The organism is Alkalidesulfovibrio alkalitolerans DSM 16529, assembly GCF_000422245.1.
Taxonomy (GTDB): domain Bacteria; phylum Desulfobacterota; class Desulfovibrionia; order Desulfovibrionales; family Desulfovibrionaceae; genus Alkalidesulfovibrio; species Alkalidesulfovibrio alkalitolerans.
The window spans coordinates 65,387-89,128 of the sequence record NZ_ATHI01000026.1; the positions used below are offsets into that span (position 1 = coordinate 65,387).

General features: G+C 65.9%; 23 protein-coding genes and 1 pseudogene. 8 read left to right on the plus strand and 16 right to left on the minus strand.

The window, feature by feature from the left end; all coding sequences use genetic code 11:
- Positions 1-36: 36 nt before the first annotated feature.
- Positions 37-1,725, minus strand: coding sequence for a YcaO-like family protein (locus DSAT_RS07825; RefSeq protein ID WP_020886951.1), 1,689 nt, complete (start codon positions 1,723-1,725; stop codon positions 37-39).
- Between the two features lie 211 nt (positions 1,726-1,936).
- On the opposite strand from DSAT_RS07825, the gene msrB reads away from it, so the two are divergent.
- Together msrB and DSAT_RS14845 are read left to right on the plus strand one after the other, a co-directional pair.
- A complete protein-coding gene (msrB, locus tag DSAT_RS07830) occupies positions 1,937-3,055 on the plus strand; it encodes a peptide-methionine (R)-S-oxide reductase MsrB (protein WP_020886952.1) in 1,119 nt (372 codons plus the stop codon).
- Between the two features lie 274 nt (positions 3,056-3,329).
- On the plus strand, positions 3,330-5,402 hold the full coding sequence (locus DSAT_RS14845; RefSeq protein ID WP_020886953.1) for an MASE3 domain-containing protein: 2,073 nt from the start codon (positions 3,330-3,332) through the stop codon (positions 5,400-5,402).
- Here DSAT_RS14845 and DSAT_RS07840 read toward each other — a convergent pair.
- The gene (locus tag DSAT_RS07840; RefSeq protein ID WP_152490268.1) at positions 5,371-6,153 is read right to left on the minus strand and encodes a DUF3108 domain-containing protein; all 783 of its coding nucleotides are present in this window, start codon (positions 6,151-6,153) and stop codon (positions 5,371-5,373) included. The genes DSAT_RS14845 and DSAT_RS07840 overlap by 32 nt on opposite strands.
- Positions 6,154-6,293: 140 nt before the next feature.
- On the opposite strand from DSAT_RS07840, the gene cobA reads away from it, so the two are divergent.
- The 3 genes from cobA to amrA are packed head-to-tail and all read left to right on the plus strand — an operon-like array spanning position 6,294 to position 9,131.
- On the plus strand, positions 6,294-7,811 hold the full coding sequence (gene cobA / locus DSAT_RS07845) for a uroporphyrinogen-III C-methyltransferase (RefSeq protein WP_020886955.1): 1,518 nt from the start codon (positions 6,294-6,296) through the stop codon (positions 7,809-7,811).
- A 9-nt stretch (positions 7,812-7,820) separates the two neighbouring features.
- Positions 7,821-8,498 carry a phosphoribosylglycinamide formyltransferase gene (gene purN / locus DSAT_RS07850; protein ID WP_020886956.1) on the plus strand — a complete coding sequence of 226 codons (678 nt, stop codon included), beginning with the start codon at positions 7,821-7,823 and terminating at the stop codon, positions 8,496-8,498.
- Positions 8,499-8,552: 54 nt separating this feature from the next.
- Positions 8,553-9,131 (plus strand): AmmeMemoRadiSam system protein A, encoded by a 579-nt coding sequence (gene amrA, locus DSAT_RS07855; RefSeq protein WP_020886957.1) that lies wholly within the window; start codon positions 8,553-8,555, stop codon positions 9,129-9,131.
- Between the two features lie 117 nt (positions 9,132-9,248).
- Here amrA and DSAT_RS07860 read toward each other — a convergent pair whose 3' ends face one another.
- Positions 9,249-9,536 (minus strand): sll1863 family stress response protein, encoded by a 288-nt coding sequence (locus DSAT_RS07860; RefSeq protein WP_020886958.1) that lies wholly within the window; start codon positions 9,534-9,536, stop codon positions 9,249-9,251.
- A 265-nt stretch (positions 9,537-9,801) separates the two neighbouring features.
- On the opposite strand from DSAT_RS07860, the gene DSAT_RS07865 reads away from it, so the two are divergent.
- The gene (locus tag DSAT_RS07865) at positions 9,802-11,157 is read left to right on the plus strand and encodes an MATE family efflux transporter (RefSeq protein ID WP_020886959.1); all 1,356 of its coding nucleotides are present in this window, start codon (positions 9,802-9,804) and stop codon (positions 11,155-11,157) included.
- A gap of 80 nt (positions 11,158-11,237) precedes the next feature.
- Here DSAT_RS07865 and mnmE read toward each other — a convergent pair whose 3' ends face one another.
- The 6 genes and pseudogenes from mnmE to rpmH form a co-directional block, all read right to left on the minus strand.
- Positions 11,238-12,704, minus strand: coding sequence for a tRNA uridine-5-carboxymethylaminomethyl(34) synthesis GTPase MnmE (gene mnmE / locus DSAT_RS07870; protein ID WP_020886960.1), 1,467 nt, complete (start codon positions 12,702-12,704; stop codon positions 11,238-11,240).
- Positions 12,705-12,778: 74 nt separating this feature from the next.
- The gene (gene jag / locus DSAT_RS07875) at positions 12,779-13,711 is read right to left on the minus strand and encodes an RNA-binding cell elongation regulator Jag/EloR (protein ID WP_020886961.1); all 933 of its coding nucleotides are present in this window, start codon (positions 13,709-13,711) and stop codon (positions 12,779-12,781) included.
- A gap of 42 nt (positions 13,712-13,753) precedes the next feature.
- Positions 13,754-15,367: a membrane protein insertase YidC gene (gene yidC, locus DSAT_RS07880; RefSeq protein WP_020886962.1), complete on the minus strand. Its 1,614-nt coding sequence runs from the start codon at positions 15,365-15,367 to the stop codon at positions 13,754-13,756.
- 7 nt (positions 15,368-15,374) lie between these two features.
- On the minus strand, positions 15,375-15,638 hold the full coding sequence (yidD, locus tag DSAT_RS15165) for a membrane protein insertion efficiency factor YidD (protein ID WP_020886963.1): 264 nt from the start codon (positions 15,636-15,638) through the stop codon (positions 15,375-15,377).
- Positions 15,635-16,048: pseudogene (gene rnpA, locus DSAT_RS15625) on the minus strand (ribonuclease P protein component); the annotation flags it as partial. The pseudogene rnpA and the gene yidD, both read right to left, overlap by 4 nt.
- A gap of 14 nt (positions 16,049-16,062) precedes the next feature.
- Positions 16,063-16,197, minus strand: a complete 135-nt coding sequence (rpmH, locus tag DSAT_RS07890; protein WP_020886964.1) for a 50S ribosomal protein L34 — start codon at positions 16,195-16,197, stop codon at positions 16,063-16,065.
- 146 nt (positions 16,198-16,343) lie between these two features.
- Between rpmH and DSAT_RS07895 the strand changes: the two genes are divergently transcribed.
- Both DSAT_RS07895 and DSAT_RS07900 read left to right on the plus strand, forming a co-directional pair.
- Positions 16,344-16,997, plus strand: a complete 654-nt coding sequence (locus DSAT_RS07895; RefSeq protein ID WP_020886965.1) for a lactate utilization protein — start codon at positions 16,344-16,346, stop codon at positions 16,995-16,997.
- Positions 16,998-17,609 carry a phosphatase PAP2 family protein gene (locus DSAT_RS07900; protein WP_020886966.1) on the plus strand — a complete coding sequence of 204 codons (612 nt, stop codon included), beginning with the start codon at positions 16,998-17,000 and terminating at the stop codon, positions 17,607-17,609.
- On the opposite strand, the gene DSAT_RS07905 is transcribed toward DSAT_RS07900, so the two are convergent.
- From DSAT_RS07905 to DSAT_RS07935, 7 genes are all read right to left on the minus strand, one after another.
- The gene (locus DSAT_RS07905) at positions 17,584-18,621 is read right to left on the minus strand and encodes a formylglycine-generating enzyme family protein (RefSeq protein ID WP_020886967.1); all 1,038 of its coding nucleotides are present in this window, start codon (positions 18,619-18,621) and stop codon (positions 17,584-17,586) included. The two genes, DSAT_RS07900 and DSAT_RS07905, sit on opposite strands and share 26 nt — an antisense overlap.
- A complete protein-coding gene (locus DSAT_RS07910) occupies positions 18,618-19,094 on the minus strand; it encodes a hypothetical protein (protein WP_020886968.1) in 477 nt (158 codons plus the stop codon). Before DSAT_RS07910 ends, DSAT_RS07905 begins: the two co-directional genes overlap by 4 nt.
- 94 nt (positions 19,095-19,188) lie before the next feature.
- A complete protein-coding gene (locus tag DSAT_RS07915; RefSeq protein WP_020886969.1) occupies positions 19,189-20,043 on the minus strand; it encodes a WcbI family polysaccharide biosynthesis putative acetyltransferase in 855 nt (284 codons plus the stop codon).
- Between the two features lie 19 nt (positions 20,044-20,062).
- Complete coding sequence (locus DSAT_RS07920) at positions 20,063-20,686, minus strand: ABC-type transport auxiliary lipoprotein family protein (protein WP_020886970.1); 624 nt, start codon at positions 20,684-20,686, stop codon at positions 20,063-20,065.
- Positions 20,683-21,669: an MlaD family protein gene (locus DSAT_RS07925; protein ID WP_020886971.1), complete on the minus strand. Its 987-nt coding sequence runs from the start codon at positions 21,667-21,669 to the stop codon at positions 20,683-20,685. Before DSAT_RS07925 ends, DSAT_RS07920 begins: the two co-directional genes overlap by 4 nt.
- Positions 21,669-22,448, minus strand: coding sequence for an ABC transporter ATP-binding protein (locus DSAT_RS07930; protein WP_020886972.1), 780 nt, complete (start codon positions 22,446-22,448; stop codon positions 21,669-21,671). The genes DSAT_RS07925 and DSAT_RS07930 overlap by 1 nt, the downstream gene beginning before the upstream one ends.
- On the minus strand, positions 22,449-23,591 hold the full coding sequence (locus DSAT_RS07935) for an ABC transporter permease (RefSeq protein WP_020886973.1): 1,143 nt from the start codon (positions 23,589-23,591) through the stop codon (positions 22,449-22,451). It abuts the gene before it with no gap.
- Between the last annotated feature and the right edge of the window lie 151 nt (positions 23,592-23,742).

Below are 23,742 nucleotides of genomic sequence, written 5' to 3' on the forward strand. Positions count from 1 at the left end.
GCGGGGGCACTTTGCGCGCCCCCGCCCGTCTCTCGTTCAAATCCCCACGAGCCCCTTGATGCGGGACATCAGGCGCGGGCTCACGCGCCGCGCGGAGCTGAAGTCCGGGGCCAGTTCGAGCCCCGGCACGAAGCACTTGGCCACGGGAATCTCCAGGTCCGCGCGCGTGAGGTCCACGTAGATGGGCTCGTAGCCGCTGCGCGCCAGGGTCTCTTCGAGCAGGGCGAGGTCGTGGTCCGGGTGGCCCGTGGCGTAGTTGGGCAGGTCCTCCCAGGCGATTTCGGGCAGGCCCTCGGGCCAGGGCTTGGTGGCCGGGCCGCCGGGGTAGGGGTGCATGGTCTCCAGAAGCGCCGAGAGCGCGGCCTTTTGTCCGTTCAGGGAACAGGCCGTGCCGCGCGTCACGCTGCCGTCCTCCAGGACCACGAAGGCCTTGTAGCAGGGCACGCCGAACTCCGTGGCGATGTCCTGGAATACGACGTGCGCGCCCTGGGCCTCGTGGTCGGCCAGAAGCTTGGCCAGGGCCGGGTCGCGGGCCGTGAGCCGAAAACAGCGCGCGGGGTCGTACAGGCCCAAGGATTCCGCGTCGCGCTCCAAGACCTCGCACAGGGCGGCGGCGCGCGCCTGCGGCATGGTCACGCCCGAGGCCAGGCCCGTGGAGTCGAGCGAGGCGTAGAGCGTGGGCTCGTCCAGGTTGCAGAAGAGGAAGACGAGTTGCGGCGGCACGTACACGGCGCGGCCGTCCGGGGCCTGGCCCTGCATCCAGTAGAGCATCTGGCCCGCATAGGGCGCGTCCGGGCTCATGGCGCTCAGGTCGAGCGTCTCCAAGCCCTCTGCGGCCAACTCCTCGCGGCCGCCGATTTCCAGCGGATAGGGCCGCGTGCGGCCGAGCACGCCGTCAGCGCCGAAGCTCGCGTAGCTGCTCACGCGCTCGGCGATCTCCATGTTCAGCGAGGCGCGGGCCACGTCCAGGCTCAGACCCTTGCCGTAGCTGATCTGCACGCCCTCCATATGGTAGTCCAGGCGGCCGTTTTGCACGTGCACGTCCATGTTCCAGCGCCGCATGAGCGCGATGGGCGAGAGCGAGGCCGTGTGCCGCTGCTCCACGTCGGCGTACACGTCGAGCCGCGTGAGCCGCTCTAAGGCCATGCGGTGCACCTCCTCGGCCGAGGGCAGCGAGGCCGCCTGGGGCAGGCCCGCGCCGTAGCGCTCGGCAAAGACCTGGGCCACGGTCGCGGCCGGAGAAAGCGCCCTGGCCAGGGCCTCGTCGTCCACCACCTGCGGCAGATCGGCGGCGATGGCGCGGGGGAAGGGCTCGTGCGAGGTGACGTTGTCCTCCACCAGCCTGAGCCAGCAGCGGTGGTCGTCGCGGTCGGGCAGAAGGCTCGCGGCGATGAGCGGAAGCGGCGTGAGCCGGGCCAGGGCGGCAAGGTCCACGCTCTCGAAGAGCGGCCGGAACTGCGCGTAGTCGGGGTGCATGAGGCAGGCCTCGTAGAGCAGCGCCTGGAACTCGGGCGGGTCCTCGCGCACGGCCCGCTCGCACAAGCCGTAAAATTCTTCCGGCCCCACGTGGCCGAGCATCTTCAGGAGGAAGCGGCGCATGAACTCGTCGTCGGGGTGCTTCTTGACGTAGGCGATGGCCTGGCCGGGATTGGTGACGCCGCCCGGAACGGCGGAGAAGAAGCCGACGCCCGCGGCCGTGGATTCGCGTTTCAGTCTGTAGCGCATGGGAAAGCTCCTGGACGATATGGGGTGTTGCCGCCGCGCGGCCTGGGGCGGTGCGGCATGATCCGGACCGGGCCTGCCACGGCCCCGCCCGGTATTTCCGACTATCCTGGTTTGCAATCGCGGGCAAGGCGAGAAAATCTCGCGCACGTCTCGCCAGCGCGGCCCGAAGTGTGGTATTGCGGAAACGAGAATCCTGCAAGCGAGGTGGGGCATGAGTGTTTCCATTTTCGGCGCGGTCTGCGCGGCGGTCTGCCTGGGGCTGGCGGGAGCGGCCCTGGCGGCGGAAGGCAAGGTTCCACAGGACGCCAAGAGCGCGGTTTTCGCGGGTGGCTGCTTCTGGTGCACCGAGGCGGACTTCGAAAAGCTGCCGGGCGTGTACGAGGTCGAGTCGGGCTACGCGGGCGGCGCCACTCCCTATCCCACTTACGAACAGGTGGGCACTGGCGAGACCGGGCACCTGGAGAGCGTGCGCGTGTTCTACGATCCGCAGCGCATCTCCTACGCGGAATTGGTGGAGGCGTTTTGGCGCATGATCGATCCCACGGACGCGGGCGGGCAGTTCCCGGACCGGGGCGAGCAGTACACCACGGCCATCTTCTACGCCGACGCCGAGGAACTGGCCGTGGCCGAGGCCTCGCGCAAGCGGCTCGAAGCCTCGGGCAAGTTCAGGAAGCCCATCGCCACGGCCATCCGCAAGCTCGAAACTTTCTATCCCGCCGAGGACTATCACCAGAACTTCTACAAGACCAATCCGGGCCGTTACTCGCAGTACCGCGATTTTTCGGGCCGCGACCGGTTCATGCGCGGCCATTGGGGCGATAAACCCTTCGCGGATCTCGGCGCGCCGGTCGTCATGAGCCCGGCCGAAGGCAAAAAGAAGGGATCGTGGAGGGATTTCGTGAAGCCCGACAAGGACGAACTGAAAAAGCGCCTTACGCCCATGCAGTACAAGGTCACGCAGGAGGACGGCACGGAACCGCCGTTCCGCAACGAATATTTCGACAATCACCGTGAGGGCATCTACGTGGACGTGGTCTCGGGCGAGCCTCTCTTCGCCTCGGTGCACAAGTTCGATTCCGGCACGGGCTGGCCGAGCTTCTGGCAACCGCTGGACAAGGACAATGTGGTCGAGCGCACGGACAGGAGGCTGTTCATGATCCGCACCGAAGTGCGCAGCCGCCGCGCGGATTCGCATCTGGGCCACGTCTTCGACGACGGCCCCGCGCCCACCGGGCTTCGCTACTGCATCAACTCGGCCGCGCTACGCTTCGTGCCGCGCGAGGAGATGGAGCGCGAGGGTTACGGCGAGTATCTGAAGCTGTTCGACTAAACGGCCCAGGCCGCTGAAAAGACGCCGTCTGCGGCGTTGCTGAGAAAGCGCCGATCCCTCGTGTATTTTTTGATGCACGTCGGGCCCGGCGCTTTTTTGCGCCTTGCATCCGATGTCTTTTCAGCGGCCTGGGAAACGGAATCTGCCAGCAACCTCGGACCACGCTGAAACTCTCTGCAGTTGGGGGATTACCCCGAAAAAATGGGGTTGCCCTGTGTGTTCGTTTCCAGATACGGTTTGTCCACTTTTTCGTAAAAGCAGATCGGGCGGGAACATGCGGCGTCTTTTGGAGCATTTCGAGAAGACCTCCGAACATCATGGCCGTTGGGCTGCGCAGCCCGCGTTTCTGGCCACGGCGGGCCTCGTCGTCATGGGCGTGCTGGTGGCGCTGGGCCATTTCGACTTCCTCCTCTTCCACGCCCTGACCGAGCTCTTCTCCGCCGCCGTCTGCCTGGCCGTCTTTCTGCTTGCTTGGAACACCCGGGGCATGATGTCCAACGGCGGATTGCTGGTCATTGGCATTTCACTGGCTTTCGCCGGCTTCGTGGACGTGCTGCACACCCTCGCCTACAAGGGTATGGGGTACATGACCTGGGGCGGATCCAACCTGCCCACGCAGCTTTGGATCGCGGGCCGAATCGTCCAGACCCTGGGTCTTTTGGCCCTGCCGTTCGCCGTGACCCGGCGGGTCCACGCGAAAAGCACCTTCCTGGCCTTCGCGGTCGTGACCGTGGCGCTCCTTGGGGTCATCTTCACCGGCGTCTTCCCGGACTGTTTTGTGGAAGGGCAAGGGCTCACGCCGTTCAAGAAGAACATGGAATATCTGCTTTTATCGGCCATGCTGCTGTCGGCGGGGCTTTTGTGGCGGGTGCGTTTCTCCTTCGACCAGCAGGTCTTCGAGCTTCTCGCGGCCTCCATCCTGCTTACGGCCGCCTCGGAGCTGTTCTTTACCTTCTACGTCAGCGTGTACGGCATATCCAACATCGCCGGGCACCTGCTCAAGGTCGCGGCCGTCTATCTGGTCTACAGGGCGCTCATCGAAACCGGCCTGACCAAGCCCTTCGCGCTGCTTTTCCGGGAACTCAAGCAACGCGAGGAGGAACTGACCTCGGCCAGGGACGCGGCTGAACGGGCCAACCAAGCCAAAGGCATGTTTCTGGCCAACGTCAGCCACGAGGTCCGCACGCCGCTCTCCGGCGTCATGAACCTGCTCAAGCTGCTCGACGCCACGCGCCTCGATCCGGAGCAGCGCGAGTACGTCCGCTTGGCGACCGCCTCCAGCCGGGGGCTCCTACACATTCTCAACGACATCCTCGATCTTTCCCGCATCGAGTCCGGGCGCATGCCCATCGAGGAGTCCGACTTCGCGCTCAAGCCCTTCCTCGGGGAGATACGGGACGTCTTCGCGCACCAAGCCAGACAGCGCGGCATCGACTTCTCGCTTGAAATCGACCCCACCCTGCCGGAGACGCTGCACGGCGATCCGCTACGCATCCGGCAGATCATCTTCAATCTCGCGGGCAACTCAGCGAAGTTCACCGAACAGGGTCGGATAGCGATCCGGGCGGAGAAGGACGGGATCGCCGACGATGGGCGGATCATCCTGCGCCTGACGGTCTCCGACACCGGGCCGGGCATCCCCAAGGCCCAGCAAGAGAGCATCTTCGAGCCGTTCGTACAGGCGGATGGCGGGCCGGGCAGAAAGCACGGGGGTACTGGGCTTGGGCTGGCCATCGTGCGTCGCCTGTGCGACGCCATGGGGGGCGACATCGAGCTTGAAAGCGAGCCTGGGACCGGGACGACGTTCACGGTCCGCCTGCCGCTCCGGGAAGGGAGTGAGCTTCAGGCAGACGTTCGGGCAGAGGAGTTTCCGGCCGAAAGTGCAGCGCGTTCCCCCGACCATGCCGGACAGCACAAAGAGTCGTCGAGTCTGGCCGATCTGCCGCCCATGCGTCTTCTCCTTGCCGACGATAGCCGGGTGAACAATTTGGCGCTGCGAAGGCTTCTGGAGAAGCGCGGGCACGAGGTTTTGCCCGTCTGGTCGGGACAGGAGGCGCTCGACGCGCTTGCGGTCGAAGACGTGGATGTGGTGCTCATGGACGTGCAGATGCCCGGCATGGACGGCATCCAGGCCACCCAGGCCATTCGGGCCGGAAAGGCCGGACGGGCGGACGTTCCCATCCTGGCGCTGACGGCCCATGCCGCGAGCGGCGACAGGGAGCGCTTTTTGGCTGCGGGCATGAACGACCACGTGGTCAAGCCTGTGGAAGAAGACGACCTCGCCCGCGCCCTGGCCGCGTTCGGGCCCGGCGCGGCTATTCCCGGTAATCGACTAGTTCGGCCGTGAAGTAGCCCACCAGCACCTTCGATTTGACCATCACCGGCAGGCGGCGTTCGTCGGCCGTCACCCAGATGAGCAACGCCGCATCCGGGCTCTTGGCGAAGACTCCGCCCAGGTCGCGGATGTCGGGCACCACGCAGAAGGCGTCGAACTCGCCAGCGGGCGTCTTGACCGTCTCGCGCGCAACCACCGTGGCCTGCCCCAGGACGTACTTCTTGCCGTCCGTCACGGCTTGGCGGATGACCGTGCCCACCGTAAGTGGCGCGGGATGCGCGCGGAAGGCGAAGAGCACCGAGAGCGGGTCCAGGGTGCCGGGGTAGATGCGCACCGTGTTCTTGTGCAGGCCGGTCTCGCGGCTCCACAGTTCGGCCGTTCCGTTGTGCGCGAAGAAGCGAAGCTCGAAGTCGCGGCGGTACGAGCCTTCGCTGATGTCCGTGATGTAGAGGTAGGAGCCTTCCACGTCCGGATCGGTCCAGGACTCGTTCACGTCGCGGACCTTGTAGAAGGCGTCGGCGAAGGAGTTGGTGCGCGCGGTCATGCGAAAGCCGCGCGCGGGCCTGCCGTCCAACTCGCGCGGTTCGAGAACCTCGATGACCGCCCGGCCGACGTTGAAGATGCCCCAGCGCACGTTGTATTCGAAACGCTCGCCGGGCTGGAACCAGCGTTCGCGCTGGGCGTCCTCGACAGACGCCGAGACCGAGCCCGGCCAAAAGGGTACCAACAGCGCCAGGACAAGGGCCATGCATATCGTTTTCATCCAGGGATCATAAGCACCCCGCGCCTGGCGTCAACGGCGGCGCGCGCCGTGCGGCGTTGCACATTTCGCCCGAACCCTGTAAGGCCATGGCACTTTCACGCACGCCGCGAAAGGCGCATCATTACCGAAGGAAGCCACGCATGAGCATCGTCTATCTCGTGGGCGCGGGGCCCGGCGATCCCGGCCTCATCACCCTGCGCGCCAAGGAACTGATCGAACGGGCCGACATCCTGGTCTACGACTATCTGGCGAACAAGGAATTTCTCGACTACGCAAGCCCCGATTGCGAGATCATCTATGTGGGCAAGAAGGGCGGCGACCACACGCTGCCGCAGGAAGGCATCAACGCCCTGCTCGTGGAGAAGGCCCTGGAGGAGGAGGGACGGATCATCGTCCGCCTCAAGGGCGGCGACCCTTATGTCTTCGGGCGCGGCGCGGAAGAGGCCGAGGAACTCGTCGAGGCGGGCGTGGCCTTCGAGGTCGTGCCCGGCGTGACCAGCGCCGTGGCCGCCCCGGCCTATGCGGGCATTCCCATCACGCACCGCCGTTTCGCCTCGTCCGTATCCTTCATCACCGGCCACGAGGATCCCACCAAGGAGGATTCGGCCATCAACTGGGCCGCGCACGCCTCCTCGGGCGCGACCCTGATCTTCTTCATGGGCGTGAAGAACCTGCCGACCATCGCCAGCCAACTCGTCGCCCACGGCATGCGGTCCGACATGCCCTGCGCCTTGGTGCACTGGGGCACCACCTGCCGTCAGAAGAGCTTCGTCTCCACGCTCGCCAACGTGGCCAGCGACGCCGAGGCCCTGGGCTACAAGGCCCCCTCCCTGATCATCGTGGGCGAGGTCTGCTCGCTCAAGGACAGCCTGGACTGGTACGAGATGAAGCCGCTTCTGGGCGTCGGCGTGGTCGTGACCCGCGCCCGCGAACAGGCTTCGGACCTTTCGGCCGGGCTGCGCGAACTCGGCGCCTGCTGCATCGAATTTCCGACCATCGAGATCGCGCCGGTCGAGGACGACAGTCTGGCCCGCGAGGCCGTGGGCCGTCTGGCCGACTACGACTGGCTGGTCTTCACCTCGGTCAACGGCGTGCTGCGCTTTTGGGACATCCTCGACGAGGCGGGCCTTGACGCGCGCGCCCTGGCCACGGCCAAGGTCGCGGCCATCGGCCCGGCCACGGCCCAGGCCCTGTGCGCGCGGGGCATCCGCCCCGATTTCGTGCCCGAGCGCTACGTGGCCGAGGACGTGGTGGAGGGGCTGCTCGCCATGGGCGTTTCCGGCGCGCGCGTGCTCATCCCCCGCGCCCAGGTGGCGCGCGAGGTGCTGCCCGAGAAGCTGGCCGAGGCCGGAGCCGAGGTCACAATCGCCCCGGTCTACGAGACGCGCCTGACAAAGGCCGATCCCGAGCCGGTCCTGAAAGGGTTGGACAAGGGCGAAATCCAGTTCGTGACCTTCACCTCGTCCTCCACGGTGGAGAACTTTTTTGCGCGCATCCCGCCCGAAACCTTCGCGCCCTACCGGGAACGGGTCAAACTGGCCTGTATCGGCCCGGTGACCGCGAAGACACTCTCGCGCTTCGGCTACACGCCGGACGTGGAGGCCGAGGAATACACCATCCCCGGCCTGATCGAGGCCCTCATGGCCTCTGTGTCGTAGGCGGCGCGCATGACGCTCGATCTCGCGGTTCTCGTCTCCGGCTCGGGTTCGAACCTGCAGGCCGTCATCGATCGGATCGAGTCCGGCGCGCTCGATGCGCGCCTGCGCCTCGTCCTCTCGAACAAGCCCCAGGCCTACGGCCTTGAGCGGGCGAGAAAACACGGCGTCCCAGCCCTGTGCCTGGAGCACGGAAGCTTTCCCGACCGCGAGGCATTCGACGCGGAGATGGTGCGCCTGATCCGCGAACACGGCGCGGACACCGTGGCCATGGCGGGCTTCATGCGCATGGTCACGCCACGCTTTCTGTCCGCGTTCCCCGGCCGGGTGGTGAACATCCACCCCGCGCTCCTGCCGTCCTTTCCCGGCGTGCACGGGCAGCGCGACGCGGCCGACTACGGGGTGCGCTTCTCCGGCTGCACCGTGCACTTCGTGGACGAGAAGATGGACAACGGGCCGATCATCATCCAGGCCGTGGTGCCCGCCTACCCCGGCGACGACGGCAAGAGCCTGGGCGCGCGCATCCTCGAACTCGAACACCGCATCTACCCCCAGGCGCTGCAATGGCTGGCCCAGGGCCGACTCACGGTGAGCGGTCGCAAGGTGCTGCTCGCAAACGAGGGTCAGGCCCCGACCGTTGCCCTGCCCTCAGGGGCCATGGTAAACCCCCCCCTGGAACCGGGCTTCTGACGACGGGAGATCGAGGGGGGGGCCGCCCGCGCGCCCGGATCAAAAGGCGGCCGCATGACCGGACACGACGACTCGGGCTTTCGCTTTTCGCTCTCGGACGAGGAGAAGACCTACCTCCTGGACCTCGCACGACTCTCCATCCTGCGTTGCCTTTGTGGCGGGGACGACGTGGTCGGCGAGGGGCCCCCGCCGCCGTCCAGCCAGACGCTTCAGGCGCACCTCGGGGCCTTCGTGACCCTGAAGATCAAGGGTTGCCTGCGTGGCTGCATCGGCCACGTCGTGGGCGACAGGCCGGTCTACGAGACGGTCTACGCCATGGCCCGCCAGGCGGCGTTCCACGATCCGCGTTTCATGCCGCTCACGGCCGCCGAGGCCGAGGAGTTGGACATCGACATCTCCATCCTCTCGCCGCTCACGCCCTGCCCGGACCCCGCGCGCATCGAGCCCGGCCGCCACGGTCTTCTGATCTCGCGCGGCAATTGTTCGGGCCTGCTTTTGCCCCAGGTGGCCACGGAATACGGCTGGGACCGCGAGACCTTCCTGGCTCAGACCTGCCGCAAGGCGGGCCTGCCGCCGGATTGCTGGCGCGACCCCGCTACCCGCATATACTGGTTCGAAGCCGTCGTCTTTTAGCAGGTCGCTGAAAAGACGCCGTTCGCTGCATTGCCTCGAAGACGCCTTTCAAACGATCTGTTGCGCGAGGCGTGGGAATCTGGCTGACGCACTGGTGGCGAGTTGAACAGAAATCACTCACTTGAATCGTGATGCCGCAGACTTCAGGGCCGTTCCCAGCGTGCTCCACGCTTTCTCGGCTCCATCTTTCAAATCCTCCCAGGCGTCGCCGCGCGCCTTCTTGATCTCCTCCATCTTTTCCAGCGCCTGCGCCTGCATCGAGCGAAGCTCCTGGATCTGCTTGTGATGCTTGATCTGCGCTTCGGCGGTCGCCTTGTCTGCCTTGGCCTTGAGCTTGTCGATCTCGGCGCTCCACTCGCGCAACTGGGCCTCAAGCTTCTTTATGTATGCGTCCTTCATGCTCATGGGCAAACTCCTTCATGAAATAATATATCTTATCATTAAATGCGTTGCAAAGGCAAAGCTCAGCTCGCACATCAGCATCACGCGTTCTGGCGCGATCAAGAAAGCGGATGGGCGATCGCCCTCCGCTTACGAATAGCCTGGGCAATGCATTCCGGGGTCGGTGTTTTTTTGTCAGTGGAGATAGACATGCTTGCCATTGCCCGCGATGTCGTGCATAGACTCCCTCCTTCGATCATGAACGCCGTTTACACGGCCGGAGAATCTCATGCTTGCCAGATACGCCGCCCCGGGCGGTTACCGCGATGTCCTGCGCATCGGCCTACCCCTCGTCGCCAGCCTCGGTTCCGTGACCGTTATGCATTTCACGGACCGGGTTTTCCTGGCCCACCATTCGCTGGACGCCCTGGCCGCATCCATGCCCGCGGGCATCGCTGCCTTCCTCTTCACCTGCTTCTTCATCGGGCTCGTGTCCTACGTCAACGTCTTCGTGGCCCAGTACACCGGCGCGGGCAGGCACGAGGAGGTCGGCCCAGCGCTGTGGCAGGGCATCTGGCTTGCCCTTTTCGCCTGGGCCGCGCTCATCGGACTGTCCTTCATCGGGCCGTGGCTGTTCGGGTTGGCGGATCACCCGCCCGAGGTGCGCGCCCTGGAGGAGACCTACTTCGCGATCCTGATGTGGGGCGGCGGTGTTTTCGCGCTGGAGAGCTGCCTGGCCTCGTTCTTCACTGGCCGGGGGCTGACGCGCACGGTGATGGTCGTCAATTTCTGCGGCATGAGTCTGAACGTGCCGCTCAATGCCTGCCTCATCTTCGGCCTGGGGCCCTTCCCGGAGATGGGCATCGCGGGTGCGGGGCTGGCCACGGTGCTCTCCTGGGGAGCCATCGGCGCGGTTTACGTTGCGCTCATCTTTCGAGCTGCCAACGAACGGCAGTGGCGCGTGCGCTCGGGTTTCGCGCTCAAGCCGAAACTCATGGCGAATCTTCTGCGCTATGGCACGCCCGGCGGCGTGCAGTTCTTCCTGGATCTCTTCGCCATCACCTTCTTCAGCCTGATGCTCGGCCGCGTGGGCGCGGTGGAACTGGCCGCGAGCAACCTCGCCCTGGCGCTCAACCAACTCGCCTTCCTGCCCATGATCGGCATATCCATCGCCGTGAGCACCATGGTCGGCCAGGCCATCGGCGCGGGCAGGCCCGACGAGGGGGCCTACGCCACGGACAGCGCGACTCATCTCGCGCTCATATGGATGGGGGGCATGGCGGCGCTCTACGTGCTCGTGCCGGGGCCGCTTCTCTCCTTGTTCGGCGAGCCGGGCGCGGACCCGGCCACGGCGGCGCTCGCCAGGAACATGCTGCTCTTCGTGGCCTTCTATTCGCTCGTGGACGCCGTGGCCATCGTCTCCTTCGGCGCGCTCAAGGGCGCGGGCGACGTCTTCTACGTCATGACGGTCATTGCCGTGGCCGCGGTCTGCGTGATGATCCTGCCGGGACTCCTGGCCGTGGAGGTTCTGGGACTTGGCGCGTACACCCTGTGGGGGATATTGGCGGTCTACGTGCTGGTCCTGGGCACAGTCTTCAGGCGGCGTTGGACGTCGGGCCGCTGGCGCGAATTCAAGGTGATCTGACGGACCGTCCCGAAAGCCCCATCTGCGGCGTTGCATACGGCGCGTTTTGAACGGCCTGTGGCGCGGCGCTGTGCGTGCGGCTACTTGCCGATGCAAAAGTCCGCGAAGACGCGGTTCAGGACGTCCTCGGCCGTCAGGCGGCCGGTGATCTCGTCCAGAGCGTCGCAGGCATGCTCCAGGTGCAGGCCCAGAAGGTCGTAGGGCAGCCCCTGGTCCACGGCCCGGACCAGCTCGTCGAGTTCGGCGGCCGCGCGCGTCAGGCAGCGCTGCTGGCGCAGGTTGGGCGCGGGACGTCCCTCGTCGGGCGGCAGCGCGGCCAACAGCCGCTCGCGCGCAGACCGCGAAAGCTCGTCAAGCCCAAGGCCCGTGGACGCGGCCACGCGCACGGCCAAAACGCCCGACTCCGTCAGACGGGGCAATGGATCGTCCGCGCAGGGCGAAAGATCGGCCTTGTTCACGCAGGCCAAAAGCCGCTCGCGCGGCACCTCGCGACACAGCGCGACCTCGGCCGCGCCAAGCGGCCGTGAGCCGTCCACCACCAGCAGCACGAGATCGGCGCGTTGCAGCAACTCGCGGCTTTTGCGCACGCCCACGAGCTCCACGTGGTCCTCGGTCTCGCGTAGCCCGGCCGTGTCCACAAGGCGCACCAGAAGACCATCCAGCGACAGCGGCTCCTCAAGGTAGTCGCGGGTTGTGCCCGGAGCATCCGAGACGATGGCCCGCTCGCGGCCGAGCAGGGCATTCATGAGGCTCGATTTGCCCGCGTTGACAGGGCCCGCCAGGACGGCCAGCGCGCCTTCGCGCGCCAGGCGGCCGCGCGCGAAGTTGGCCGCAAGACTCGCCAATTCGTCCTTCACGGCCAGCGCCTCGGCTCGGAATTCGCCGGGCGGCAGGCATTCCACGTCCTCGTCGGGAAAGTCGATGGCCAGGCAGGCCCTGGCCCGCAGATCGGCCAGCCGTTCGCGCAGGGCCGAAACGGCCGTGGAGAGCGCGCCAGAGAGTTTTTCGCGCGCCAGCCGGGCCGCGTCGGCCGTGGGCGCGGCCGCGAGCTCGGCCACGGCCTCGGCCTGGGAGAGGTCGAGGCGACCGGCCAGGAAGGCGCGCTTGCTGAATTCGCCCGGCTCGGCAGGCCGCGCTCCGTGCGCGCAGCAGGCAGTCAGGGCCTCGGCCAGCACGGCCGGGCTCCCGTGGCAGTGCAGTTCGGCCATGTCCTGGCCACAGAAAGTGCCCGGTCCGGGCATGAACACGGCCAGCACATCGTCCAGCGGCCTGCCCGAGACATCGAGCAGTTCGCCGTGGTGCAGCCTGAAGGGCGAAAAGCCCGAGAAGCTTGGGGAGAGCGGTCGGAACACGGCCGAAAGGATGGCTGCGCAGCCGGGGCCAGCGAGGCGCACGATGCCGATGGCCGCGCTGCCGGGCGCGGTGGCGATGGCCGCGATGGTGTCCTCGGATGACGATCCGGACACGGGCGCGTGCTCGTGCCTGCCAGGACAGTCGGTGCCGCAAGCGTCGTCTGGGAGAAGTTCGGGGATTGTGGTGCGGGACATGAAAGCGTCCTCCCGCGTTGCAAGGCGGCGGGCGTCCGGAGCGCACATGGCGGCGCTCCGGACGCTCAAAACGCCTACTGGCGCGGCTGGCCGCGCTCGCGGCGCGGCATGATGAGCACGCGCTTGAGCGGACCTTCGCCCTTGGAGCGGGTGCTGATGCCCGCGTCGCTCTGCAAGGCCAGGTGCACCACCCGGCGGTGGTAAGAGGACAGGGGCTTGGTGCTCTGCGCGCGGCCGAGCTGGCGGGCCTTGTCGGCCAGGTACAGGGCCATCTGGCGCAGCTTGTCGTCCTGGCGCTCGCGATACTGCCCCGCGTCGAGCTGGATCTTGATCTGTTCGTCGGGGCGCTGCTTGGCCACGATGCGGCTGACGAGGTACTGCAGCGCGTTGATGGTCTGGCCCTCGCGGCCGATGAGCAGCCCGGCCGATTCCTCGCCCAGGATGATGACCTTGATGCGGTCGCGGGTCTGGATGATCTCCAACTCCTGCGGTCCGACTATGGGTTCGATCAGGCGCTGCACGGCCTCGGTGATCAAAGCCTCCAGGGCCTTGTCGTCCAGGGGCCGCTCCTCGTCGTCCGGGGCGCGGTTGTAGTTGATCTCGTCGGCCTCCTCGTCGAACTCGTCGTAATCCTCGACGTCGTCCGAGGGAGCAGCCTGCTGGGGAACGGGCTTTTCGGCCTGAGCCTTGGGGCGTTCGGGCTCCGCTGGAGCCGGAGATCTTTCGACCTGCGCCTGCTCGGCTTTCTTCGGTTCGGGCTTGTCGGTCTTCGGCTTGCCGCCCTGCCGTCCCTGGGGCTCGGCGCGGCCCTGGCCGCCCATGGCGGGCGCGGTGCGGGGCCTGGCCTTGACCATGGCCTTCTTCTTGCCCACCAGGCCGAAGATACCCGACGAGCCGCCGCTGACGATCTCGATTTCGAGCTTGCCCCGTTCGAGGCTGAAGTGCGAACAGGCCGCCTCGATGGCCTCATCGAGTGTCTTGCCCGTGAATTCCTTGTAGTCGCTCATGTGGTCGGCTCCTTAGTGCGATTCCGGTGGAGTCCGAACTGCTCACGCCTTGCGCATCATCAACCACTGCTGGAAGATGGAAAGGACGTTGTTCACCAGCCAGTAGATGACCAGTCCCGAGGGGAACGAAAGGAAGAGCGCGGTGAAGATGATGGGCATGAAGAGCATGATCTTCGCCTGGACGGGATCGCCCGGCGCGGGGGCCATCTTTTGCTGCAGGAACATGCTCGCGCCCATGATCAGCGGCGTGATGTAGAAGGGGTCCTTGGCCGAAAGGTCGGCCAGCCAGATGATGTCGGTGAAGGGGATGTGCGAGATGAACGCCGCGTGACGCAGTTCAGTGGACAACAACAACGCCTGATACAATCCGAAGAAGACGGGGATCTGCAGCAGCATGGGCAGACAGCCGCCCAGGGGGTTGACCTTGTAGGTCTTGTAGAGCTGCATGATTTCCTGGTTCATCTTCTGGCGGTCGTCCGCGTGCTTCTCGCGGATCTTCATCATCATGGGCTGCAGTTTTTTCATCTGCAGCATGGACTTGTAGCTCTTGTGCGAAAGCGGCCAGAAGACGATCTTGATGACCACGGTCAGCAGAATGATGGCCACGCCCCAGTTGCCGACCATGCCGTGGAAGAAGTCGAGCAGCCACAGCAGCGGCTCGGCGATGAAGCTGAACATGCCATAGTTCACGGACTTGTCCAGTTCGAAGCCCGCCGGGGCGAGCAGCTTCGGAGACTTGGGGCCGAAGTAATAGGCCACCTCCGCCACGCCGTCCACGCCGGGAGCGGCCACAATGCCGTCCTTCTCGACGGCCATGCGGTAGATGTCCTCCTCGTACTTGCCCTTGAAGACCGCGCCCTCGAAGGTCGGGGCCAGGGCCACCAAGAAGTAGTTGCTGGACAGGCCGCCCCAGGAAAGCGCCTCGGAGGCGACTATGCCCTGGGCCAGGTCGGAGATGTCGCCTTCCTCGTGGAGCTTGCCCAGGGAGAACCACTCCATGCGCGTGGGGTTGTAGGAGTCTCCCTTGCTGGAAAGTCCGGTGGAGGCCATGGTGAAGGCCAGGCGGCCCACGGCGGCCTGGTCACCCAGGCTTTGCACGCGCACGGTCTCGCGCACCAGATAGCTGTCGCCCGAGAAGGTTAACTCACGCAGGAGCCTGAGCCCGGCGAACTCGAGGGCGAAGCGCAGCATACCTTCCTCGCCGGAGGCGAGGTTCAGGTCCGAACCTTCGAAGGACCAGCCTTCGGCCATCCAGGTGGGCTGGCCGGACCAGATCAGGCCCATGGGGGCCTTTTGCATGGCGGCGGAGGAGACAAGGTTGATGTTCGCGGAGCCGGGTTGAATGGTCTCGCGGAATTCGGACAGCGTGAAGTTTTCGAGCAGGCCGCCTTGCGCGTTCAGGCGGGCCGTGAACAGCGGCGTGGTCACGGTTATGCGCTCGCCCGTGGCGATGGTGCCCGTGAACTCGGGCGCGCCGGGCACTGGAACGCCGGGAATCAGGGGTTGGGCCGCGCCCTCGATGGGCTGGACGGTCTGCGTCGTGGCGGGTGCTGTTGCAGGGGCCTGCTGGGGGGGCGGCGGCGGAAAGAGATAGGTCCATCCAATGATGACGATGAACGAAAGGACCGTGGCCAGGATGACTCTGTTCTTTTCCACGTGCGGCTCACTTTGCTTCGGGGCGCGTATGCACCCGGTCGTTCTCGGGCGCGGGTCCGGTCCCGGGCACGGGGTCGAAGCCGCCTTCGCACAACGGGTGGCACCTAGCGATCCGCTTGGCCGTCAACCAACAACCCTTGAGTGCTCCGTGCGTCCGGATGGCCTCCAGCGCATATTCGGAGCAGGTTGGCAGGAAACGGCAACGAGGCGGGAAAAGGGGAGAAATTCCAAGCTGGTAGCAGCGAATGAGGAAGGTGAGGAGCCGCTTCATGACCCATGGTCCGAAGCGGGCGTGCAGTGCCGGCTTCGGGCATTCTCGGCCGAAACGGCTCGTTTCGCCCTTTCGGCCAGGGTCTCGCGCCGAATGCGGGTGAGCACCGGCAGGAGTTGTTCCGTCACCATGTCCAGTCCGACCTGCCGCGGGTCCAGAATCTTTTTGGGGACCAGCACGTAATCGTGCGGCGGGTCACATTCGTTCTGATGCAGCCTGAAAAATTCCCGCAAAACCCGCTTCACCCGGTTTCGCAGCGGGGCCGACCCGGTCTTGCGGGTCACCGTGAGCCCCAGGCGCCACGGCTCGCGCGGATCGCGCGGCAGGGCGAAGACGACAAAATGTTTCGTAAAATACCGGCGGCCAGTCTCGAAGCAGGACTGGAATTCAGACCGCCGGAGCAACCTGTTGCGTCGTGAAAACCCTAGGCCGAAAGCCTTTTGCGGCCCTTGGCGCGGCGACGGGCGATCACCTGGCGTCCGGCCTTGGTGCTCATGCGGGCACGGAATCCGAGGGTCCTTTTGCGCCTGATCTTGCTCGGCTGATATGTGCGTTTCATTGTTCAAATCGCTCCTCAATGAAAAGTGGAACGCAACTCATTATCCACCTTCCCCGGAACCGTCAAGGCCATTTTCATTCGTCTTCGGCCTTGAAGCCGCCCGCCCGCCCGGATATGCTCCCACGATCCGCGAACAGGAGCGAGACATGGATAACTTCATCGAGAACTACTGGACCAAACGGCTGGACGACGTCAAGGAGGCATTGGAGGCCAACAATTTCGATGCGCGTGTGGTGTCCGACAAGGCGGCCGCACTGGGCCTGGTGCGCGACGAGTTCCTGCCCCAGTTCCAGGGAGGGGTAATTTCCTTCGGCGGCTCCATGACCATCGGTCTTTCTGGCATCCACGGTCTTGTCAAGGCGGCCGAGGGCATCACCGTGCTCGACACCTTCGACCGTTCCATCTCCCTGGAGGATGCCTACGAGCGCCGCCGCCAGGCTTTGCTGTGTGACCTTTTCCTGACCGGGACCAACGCCGTGACCGAGGACGGCTGGCTGGTGAACCTGGACATGATCGGCAACCGCGTGGGCGGCTTGAATTTCGGGCCGCGCAAGGTGGTCGTGGTCGCGGGGCGCAATAAAATCTTCCCGGACCTCGACTCGGCCATGCTGCACATCAAGAGCTACACCGCCCCGGCCAACGCCATGCGGCTGGACAAGAAGACGCCTTGCGTGACCACCGGGCGCTGTATGGACTGCAAAAGCCCGGAGCGCATCTGCAATATCTGGACGATCACCGAGAAAAGTTTCCCCAAGGCCCGCATCAGCGTGATCCTTGTCAATCAGGATCTGGGACTCTAGATGACGTTCCTCACACCCGCCTGGGACCACGCCCTGCTTGTGCTTCTCAACCAGCAGTGGCGCACGGGGTTTTTCGACCTCATCGCGCCCGTGCTCTCCGCCACTTGGCTCATCTGGGTGCTGGGCGGCGTCGGGCTCGTCCTGGGCGTGCGCGCCGTGGGCTTTCGGCGCATGCTGCCCGCCCTGTGCGTGATCCTGGCCGTGGGCGCGGCCGATGGCATGACCGCCGTGCTCAAGAAGGAGATCTGCCGTCAGCGCCCCCTGAACACCGTGCCCGGCACCTGGCTGCACGAGTCGGGCGGCTGGTCGCAGCGCCCGGCCGACTACGAGCCCAAGGGGGGCTGCGGCTCGTCCTTCGCCTCGGCCCACGCTTCCAACACCATGGCCGTGGCCCTTTCCATCGTCCTTTTGTGGCCGCGCAGGGCCACCTTTTGCCTCCTGCTCCTGCCGTTGCTCACGGGCTGGTCCCGGGTCTATCTGGGCAAGCATTATCCCACGGACGTGCTGGCGGGGTGGATCATCGGCCTTGTGGCCGCGTTGGCCGTGTGGGGGCTTTGGAGACTTTTGGAAGGATACTGGCGGCGTTTCATTCCTCCAGGCGGACGAGCCTGAAGGTCGAGGTAGCGTCGCGCATGTCCGGGGCGCGCTCGTAGCGGTTGGCGCAGCGAGAGTTGCGCAACGGGCTGCCGATGCGGCCGCCGCGCAGGACGCCCGCGAGCCCCTCCTGTCCCGGCCGGGCGTTTGCCGTGTACAGGGGGTAGGGCAGGTAGTCGTCGGCCATCCATTCCCACAGGCCTCCGGACATGTCCTCGCAGCCGAGCAGATTGGTTCCCGAGTTCTCCTGCTGCGGGGAGTTCAGATCGCCACCCATGCGGCCCGTGACCGAGCCGAAGGGGAAAAGCCGCCCGCCCGAGCGACAGGCGTACTCCCACTGCGCCTCGTCGGGCAGGGCGAACCGCTCACCGGTCCTGCGCGAAAGCCAAGCGGCGAACGCCTCGGCGTCTTCGCGACTGACCGCGCTGACGGGTTCTTCCTCCAGACCCGGACTGGCCGTATGACGGCCGTTTGCGAAGACGACGCCTGGCGGCGCGGCCGTATGGCCCGTGTCGTTCATGAACGCGGCGAAGGCGGAGTTGTGAACTGGGCTCACGCTCAGGGCGAAGGGACCGGGGCAGGCCACGAATACGGGCAGTTCGTCCGGTTCGCAGTATTCGTTCCACTCGCCGCAGCCCATCTCGAAGCACTCGCCCGCAAGGCTCGCGAACAAAAGGCCGCTTACTGGTTCGCGTGAGACGTCCACAGCCGTGATCTCGAAATCCACGGGGCCTGCAAGTCCCGCTGGGTAGTCCGCCCCGGCGTCCCAGACGATGCGCTTGCCCGGCCCGGGCTCGACGAGGCCGACGTCGCCGGAAAGAGAAAGGCGGTTCGGGGCGAGAGCGCGTTCGCCAAAACGCGGCAGCAGGCTGACGAAGCTTTTCTCCGTGGCTCCCGCGAGGTCGAATTCTACGATTACCCTCGCGTCGTCCTGCTGCGCGACCACGTTGTCGATCCGTGCGGCCCAAAGGGCGGCAGGCGCCAGCAGCCAAGCCAGGAGGAATATGGAGCGGGTGAGACGCAGGCTCATGGGCGTTCTCCGGCCGAGGGGGGGATGTTCAGATGCAGGCGCGTGAACGCCGTGGCCGGGCGCTGCGAAACGGGCGCCTCTCGCATCTCGGCGGGAGGAGCAGGCGGTGCCGGTTCCTGAACCGCCTCGGACGGCGTGGCCTCGGCCTCGGGCACGGGGGTCTCGGCTGCGGGAGGCGGAATTACGGATTCTGTCTTTGTTTCGGGGCGAAAGTCCGTGAAAAACCGATCACCAAGCGCGAGGGGATCGAAATACAGGAGCGCCGCGCCGCCGATGGCGATCAGGATGACCACTGCGAGGGCAGGAGCGAGCCAAGCCTTGAAACGGACGTATCGCTTGAGGCAGGTGCGGCAACGGAACGGGCGATAGGGAAGAAGAGGGCCCATAAGCGACTCGGGCAGGCGCTTTCGTGACGGCCAGAACTCGCGGCTGCCGCAGTACGGACATGTGGCGACGGGGCTTTTTCCCTGCATGGTTCCCGTTCCCTGGCCTGACGGCAGGGCTATTTGCATTCACATCTACAGGATTCTCGTGACGATATCCAGATGTCCAGGAACGGAAGTCGCATCATTTCGTGACGTCTGCAACGATTTTGCCACCCTGCCCGGCCATGAGCCGCAGGTAGCCGATGAAGTCCTTTTCTCCCAGGAGTTTGCAACGTACATAGTGGGTCGCGTATTCGGCGAATGTCATATCCTGACCGTAGACGCGGTAGCGGGTGTCTGTGCCGGCGAACGCCAGCCCTCGGCGTGCGGCGATGGCCGGATGGATGGGCAGGCTGATCTCGTCCAGTTCCTCCGGGACATTCGCGATCTGCTCGGGAGTGAGCGGGGTCAGGCCGAGCAGGGAAAGAACGCCGTTGGCCGCGTGGGCCAGCAACTCCTTGCGCGGGTGGTTGACGGTGAAGAAGAGCTGCGACTCCTTTTGGCGTGCCAGGAGGTAATCCAAGTACGGCACGTCCGATTGCATCTCCTTGGACCGTTCGTGGTCAAGCGAGGCGGTCGCGAGCGAGTCGAGGTCGAAGTATCTGGCCGGATCGGTGCGCAGGAAGAGGTGCAGTGTCTCGGCCGCGCTCAGGCCGCGCGCGAGCAGCGCGTCGAGCAGCATGTCGGAGTAGTCGAAATCCGGGGCCGAGGTCCAAAGCGGCCAGTATCCCTTGAAGAACATGTTGGGGATGGCCACGGCCCTGGCCGAGGGATTCAGGCGGGCGCGAAGCGCGTGCGAGGACAACTCGCCCCACTGCGGCCCCAGATGCTGGTGCAGAAAAAGCGTACAGGCTGCCAGCGCGCCCTCGGGCACCGCCTCGCGGGTGTAGTTGGTCACCAGCAGGCAGCGCCAGCGGGCGTGAAAGTCGGGATGGGCCATGAGCAGGCCGATCAGGGGCTCGCCTTGGCAGTTGGCGTGGACGAGGCAAAGCTCCATGCGGTCCCGCGCGAAACCGCTAGTTCGCGTCGTCCGCGGCCATGCGCTCGATGGCCCAAGTCACGCCGCGTTTGAGCACCTTGCCCAAGGCCGTATCGAAGGCCTCGACCAGATCGAGCAGGGAGCCGCGCCGTGTGGCCGCGACCTCGGCCCCGAAGCCCTCGGATGCCACGATGCGGGCCTCGGGGAGGCGTACGAGCTTGAGTGTCAGGCGCACGTTGGCCCGTGGCGCGTTCTCCCCGAAGTCGTCGGCCTGGAATTCGCGCAGGTCCACGAGCAGCAGATAGTCCGAGCGGGGGATGTTGGTCTCCCGATCCACGGCCCGAAGCGCCCTGGAGTTCTCGAAGGACTCCATGAGCAGGGTCTGGATCATGTCCGGGGCCGTGCCCGCCCAGCGTGCGTCCTTGACGTAGCGGAACTCCAGAGGAGCGGGCCGAAGCGCGATGCGGTCGGTCTGCAACGCCCGCCCGGCGTGGGGTTCGGCAATGGCGAGTTGCAGGTCGAGTTTCTCTGTGGGGTGATTGAAGTTCGTTTTGGGAGTGAGTGAGAACAGGCGCGGGGGATCGCCGGGCTTGGGCAGGGCGCAGGCGGAGAGGACGAAACCGAGCGCGAGAACGAGAACGAGCTTGAGCAGGCGCGTCATCTGAGTTCCTCCTCGGGCACGCGAACGCCGAAGAACAGCGACTGGGGATCTGATTCGATGCGCCAGGCCAGACGTTCCAGAGATGCGGCCAGCTGCGAGGCATCGCGCAGCAGGCGATTCAGGTTGGCCAAGCCCTCGTTGGAGAAGGCGGCCAGACCGGGGCTCGCCTCGTCCACGGCGTTGTTGATGTTCTCGGCCAACTCGCGGAATGATTGGGCGGCCTGGGCCAAGTCATGGTCGATGAAGACGCCCGCGCGATCGAAGGTTTCCCGGGCCGAGGCCATGGCGCTGTCGGCCTTCTCGAAGGTCGATTCGGCGCGGGTGAAGATTTCGTCCAGCCGTCCGGACGCGGCGGCGAAATTTCTGGCCGCGACCGAGGCATCGTCGATCGTGTCGGCGATGGCCCCGCGTTGCGCGGCCAGGCTGGCGCTCAGGTCGCGCACGTTGGCCAGGGTTTCGCTCAAGGCTTGCCGATTGTCCGGGCCGAGCACCTCGTTCAGGTTCTCCATGACCTCAATGGCCCGCTCAAAAAGGCGCGGGGCGGACGAGAAGAGTTCGGCCAACTCCGAGCGCATGGAGGGAATGACGGGCACGGGGCGCTCGTTCGTGGCCGCGAGGGACGGACTGTCCACGCTGCCGCCGAGAATCTGCACGAAGGTCACACCAGTGATGCCCTTGGGTTCGAGCTTGGCCACCGAGTCCTGGCGCACCGGGGTGTTCTCGTCGATCTCCACGCGGACCCGGACCTTGTCCGGGCGGTCCGAGACGACGGCGATCTCCTTGATCTGGCCGACCTTGATGCCGTTGAACTGCACCTCGCCCGCCATGGTCAGCCCGGAGACGGGCGCGTCGAAGTAGATGTCGTACAGCGCCGTGGAGCGGTCGAACCCGGCCTTGGTCTTCCAGAAAACGTATCCGAAGCCCGCCATGACCACGAGCACGGTGAAGAGGCCCACGGCCACGTAGCGCGCGCTGATCTCCATCAGCGTGCCTCCTTTGTCCGCGAGGCCGCGCGGCCGCGCGGCCCATGGAAGTATTCCTTGATCCAGGGCTCGTCCACGTCAAGTATCTCCTGAAGGGTTCCAATAGCATAGATGCGGCGTTCGGCAAGCACCGCGACCCTGTCGCAGACCGCGTGCAGCGAGTCGAGGTCGTGGGTGACCATGAACACCGTGGGATTGAGCGATCCGTGAAGATCGCGGACCAGGTCGTCGAAAGCCGCCGCGCCGATGGGGTCCAGGCCCGAGGTGGGCTCGTCCAGGAACAGGATTTCCGGGTCCAGGGCCAGGGCGCGGGCTAGTCCGGCGCGCTTGCGCATGCCGCCCGAAAGCTCGGAGGGGTACTTGGCCCCGGCCTCGGGCGGCAGGCCGACCATGGCCAGTTTTATGGCCGCGAGTTCGTCCATCAGATTTTTGGAGAGGCGCAGATGCTCGCGCATGGGAGCCTGGATGTTCTGGGTCACGGTCAGCGAGGAGAAGAGCGCGCCGTCCTGAAAAAGCACCCCGAAGCGCCGCGTCAGGGCCATGCGTTCCTCCGCGTCCGCGGCCAGCACGTCCGTGCCGAGCACCCGCACCGTGCCGCGATGCGGGCGGCGAAGCCCGATGATGGTCTGCAGGAGCACGGACTTGCCCGAGCCCGAACCGCCGATGACCCCGAGAATCTCGCCTGGCCGCACGGCGAGATCCAGGTTCTCGTGCACGATTTGGCGACCGAAGCGGTTCGTGACCCCGCGCACCTCGATGACCGGCCGCACGGCGTCCATCTAGACTCCCACCATGCTGAAGAACGAGGCGAAGAAGGCGTTGAACACGATTATCCAGAAGATAGACTCGACCACGGACTGGGTGGTGCGCTCGCCAACCGAGGCCGAGGAGCCGCTGACCTCGAAGCCTTCGAAACAGCCGATGACCGCGATGACCAGGGCGTAGAAGGGAGCCTTGATGAGGCCCACCCAGAAGTGCCAGGGCCAGGTCAGGGCCCGGAAGCGCTCCAGGAATTCCGCCGGGCTTATGTCCAGGTACAGCCAGCACATCAGTCCGCCGCCGACGATGCCCATCATGTCCGCGAGGAAGGTCAGCAGCGGCAGGGTCACGAGCAGGGCCAGACAGCGCGGCAGAACGAGCATTTCCATGGGGTCGAGGCCCATGGCGCGCATGGCGTCCACCTCTTGGTTGACCTTCATGGAGCCGATCTGGGCCGTGAAGGCGCTGCCCGAGCGTCCGGCCACGATGATCGCCGTGAGCAGCACGCCCATCTCGCGGAAGACCGCGATTTCCAGAAGGTTCACCGCGAAGACCTGGGCTCCGAAGCGTTCGAGCTGCTGCGCGCCCACGAAGACCATGACCGTGCCGATGAGAAACGAGAGCAGGGCCACGATGGGCACGGCGTTGATTCCGGTGGTCTCCATGTGGTGCACGGCCGAGGTCAGCCTGAGCCGTGCGGGGCGCGCCAGGGTGCGGCCCAGGGTCTTGAGCAGCAGGCCGAAGAAGCCCACTTGGCGCAAGGTGTGGCGCACCCCGGCGGTGAGTTCCCGGCCGGAGCGGTCGAGCATTTCGAGGATGTACAGGCGAGGCGTTGGCGCGGGCGGCGGCCCTGGCGAGGCATGAGCCACGCGCGCGAGCACGAGGTCGTGTTCGGGACTGGCCGTGAGCATGCGCACGTCCTTGCCCCTGGACATCCATTCGTCGCGCAGGCGCACCGCAAGCCAGGCCCCGGCGGAGTCCAGGCGCGAAACGCCCGTAAGGTCGAACACCACCTGTTCAGCGCTCGGCGCGGCGAGCGCGGCGAGTTCACGCTCCAGGGCTCCCAGGCGGGCCACGGTCCAGTCGCCCGCGAGGACGAGGCGCGCCTCGGCGTGAGGACGATCGCCGGGCGTCAGAAGGAAGGAGGGGGAAGGCCCGCCCATCACGACCCTCCGAGAGCATGGGGCAGGCGCAAGGCGCGCGAAAGGCCCGGACCCGACGCGCGCCTCACATGCGCGAAGGGTCGAAGCTTTTGCGGCCATGCGGTGGATGGGGCTCTCTCGGCAGCCAGTTGGCGCTCCATCGTTTCTCTCT

What these genes read in the sequence shown, in the direction of transcription:
- DSAT_RS07825 (WP_020886951.1), bottom strand. Translation starts at nt 1,725, where the DNA reads ATGCGCTACAGACTGAAACGCGAATCCACGGCCGCGGGCGTCGGCTTC.
- msrB (WP_020886952.1), top strand. Translation starts at nt 1,937, where the DNA reads ATGAGTGTTTCCATTTTCGGCGCGGTCTGCGCGGCGGTCTGCCTGGGG.
- DSAT_RS14845 (WP_020886953.1), top strand. Translation starts at nt 3,330, where the DNA reads ATGCGGCGTCTTTTGGAGCATTTCGAGAAGACCTCCGAACATCATGGC.
- DSAT_RS07840 (WP_152490268.1), bottom strand. Translation starts at nt 6,153, where the DNA reads ATGAAAACGATATGCATGGCCCTTGTCCTGGCGCTGTTGGTACCCTTT.
- cobA (WP_020886955.1), top strand. Translation starts at nt 6,294, where the DNA reads ATGAGCATCGTCTATCTCGTGGGCGCGGGGCCCGGCGATCCCGGCCTC.
- purN (WP_020886956.1), top strand. Translation starts at nt 7,821, where the DNA reads ATGACGCTCGATCTCGCGGTTCTCGTCTCCGGCTCGGGTTCGAACCTG.
- amrA (WP_020886957.1), top strand. Translation starts at nt 8,553, where the DNA reads ATGACCGGACACGACGACTCGGGCTTTCGCTTTTCGCTCTCGGACGAG.
- DSAT_RS07860 (WP_020886958.1), bottom strand. Translation starts at nt 9,536, where the DNA reads ATGAGCATGAAGGACGCATACATAAAGAAGCTTGAGGCCCAGTTGCGC.
- DSAT_RS07865 (WP_020886959.1), top strand. Translation starts at nt 9,802, where the DNA reads ATGCTTGCCAGATACGCCGCCCCGGGCGGTTACCGCGATGTCCTGCGC.
- mnmE (WP_020886960.1), bottom strand. Translation starts at nt 12,704, where the DNA reads ATGTCCCGCACCACAATCCCCGAACTTCTCCCAGACGACGCTTGCGGC.
- jag (WP_020886961.1), bottom strand. Translation starts at nt 13,711, where the DNA reads ATGAGCGACTACAAGGAATTCACGGGCAAGACACTCGATGAGGCCATC.
- yidD (WP_020886963.1), bottom strand. Translation starts at nt 15,638, where the DNA reads ATGAAGCGGCTCCTCACCTTCCTCATTCGCTGCTACCAGCTTGGAATT.
- rpmH (WP_020886964.1), bottom strand. Translation starts at nt 16,197, where the DNA reads ATGAAACGCACATATCAGCCGAGCAAGATCAGGCGCAAAAGGACCCTC.
- DSAT_RS07895 (WP_020886965.1), top strand. Translation starts at nt 16,344, where the DNA reads ATGGATAACTTCATCGAGAACTACTGGACCAAACGGCTGGACGACGTC.
- DSAT_RS07900 (WP_020886966.1), top strand. Translation starts at nt 16,998, where the DNA reads ATGACGTTCCTCACACCCGCCTGGGACCACGCCCTGCTTGTGCTTCTC.
- DSAT_RS07905 (WP_020886967.1), bottom strand. Translation starts at nt 18,621, where the DNA reads ATGAGCCTGCGTCTCACCCGCTCCATATTCCTCCTGGCTTGGCTGCTG.
- DSAT_RS07910 (WP_020886968.1), bottom strand. Translation starts at nt 19,094, where the DNA reads ATGCAGGGAAAAAGCCCCGTCGCCACATGTCCGTACTGCGGCAGCCGC.
- DSAT_RS07915 (WP_020886969.1), bottom strand. Translation starts at nt 20,043, where the DNA reads ATGGAGCTTTGCCTCGTCCACGCCAACTGCCAAGGCGAGCCCCTGATC.
- DSAT_RS07920 (WP_020886970.1), bottom strand. Translation starts at nt 20,686, where the DNA reads ATGACGCGCCTGCTCAAGCTCGTTCTCGTTCTCGCGCTCGGTTTCGTC.
- DSAT_RS07925 (WP_020886971.1), bottom strand. Translation starts at nt 21,669, where the DNA reads ATGGAGATCAGCGCGCGCTACGTGGCCGTGGGCCTCTTCACCGTGCTC.
- DSAT_RS07930 (WP_020886972.1), bottom strand. Translation starts at nt 22,448, where the DNA reads ATGGACGCCGTGCGGCCGGTCATCGAGGTGCGCGGGGTCACGAACCGC.
- DSAT_RS07935 (WP_020886973.1), bottom strand. Translation starts at nt 23,591, where the DNA reads ATGGGCGGGCCTTCCCCCTCCTTCCTTCTGACGCCCGGCGATCGTCCT.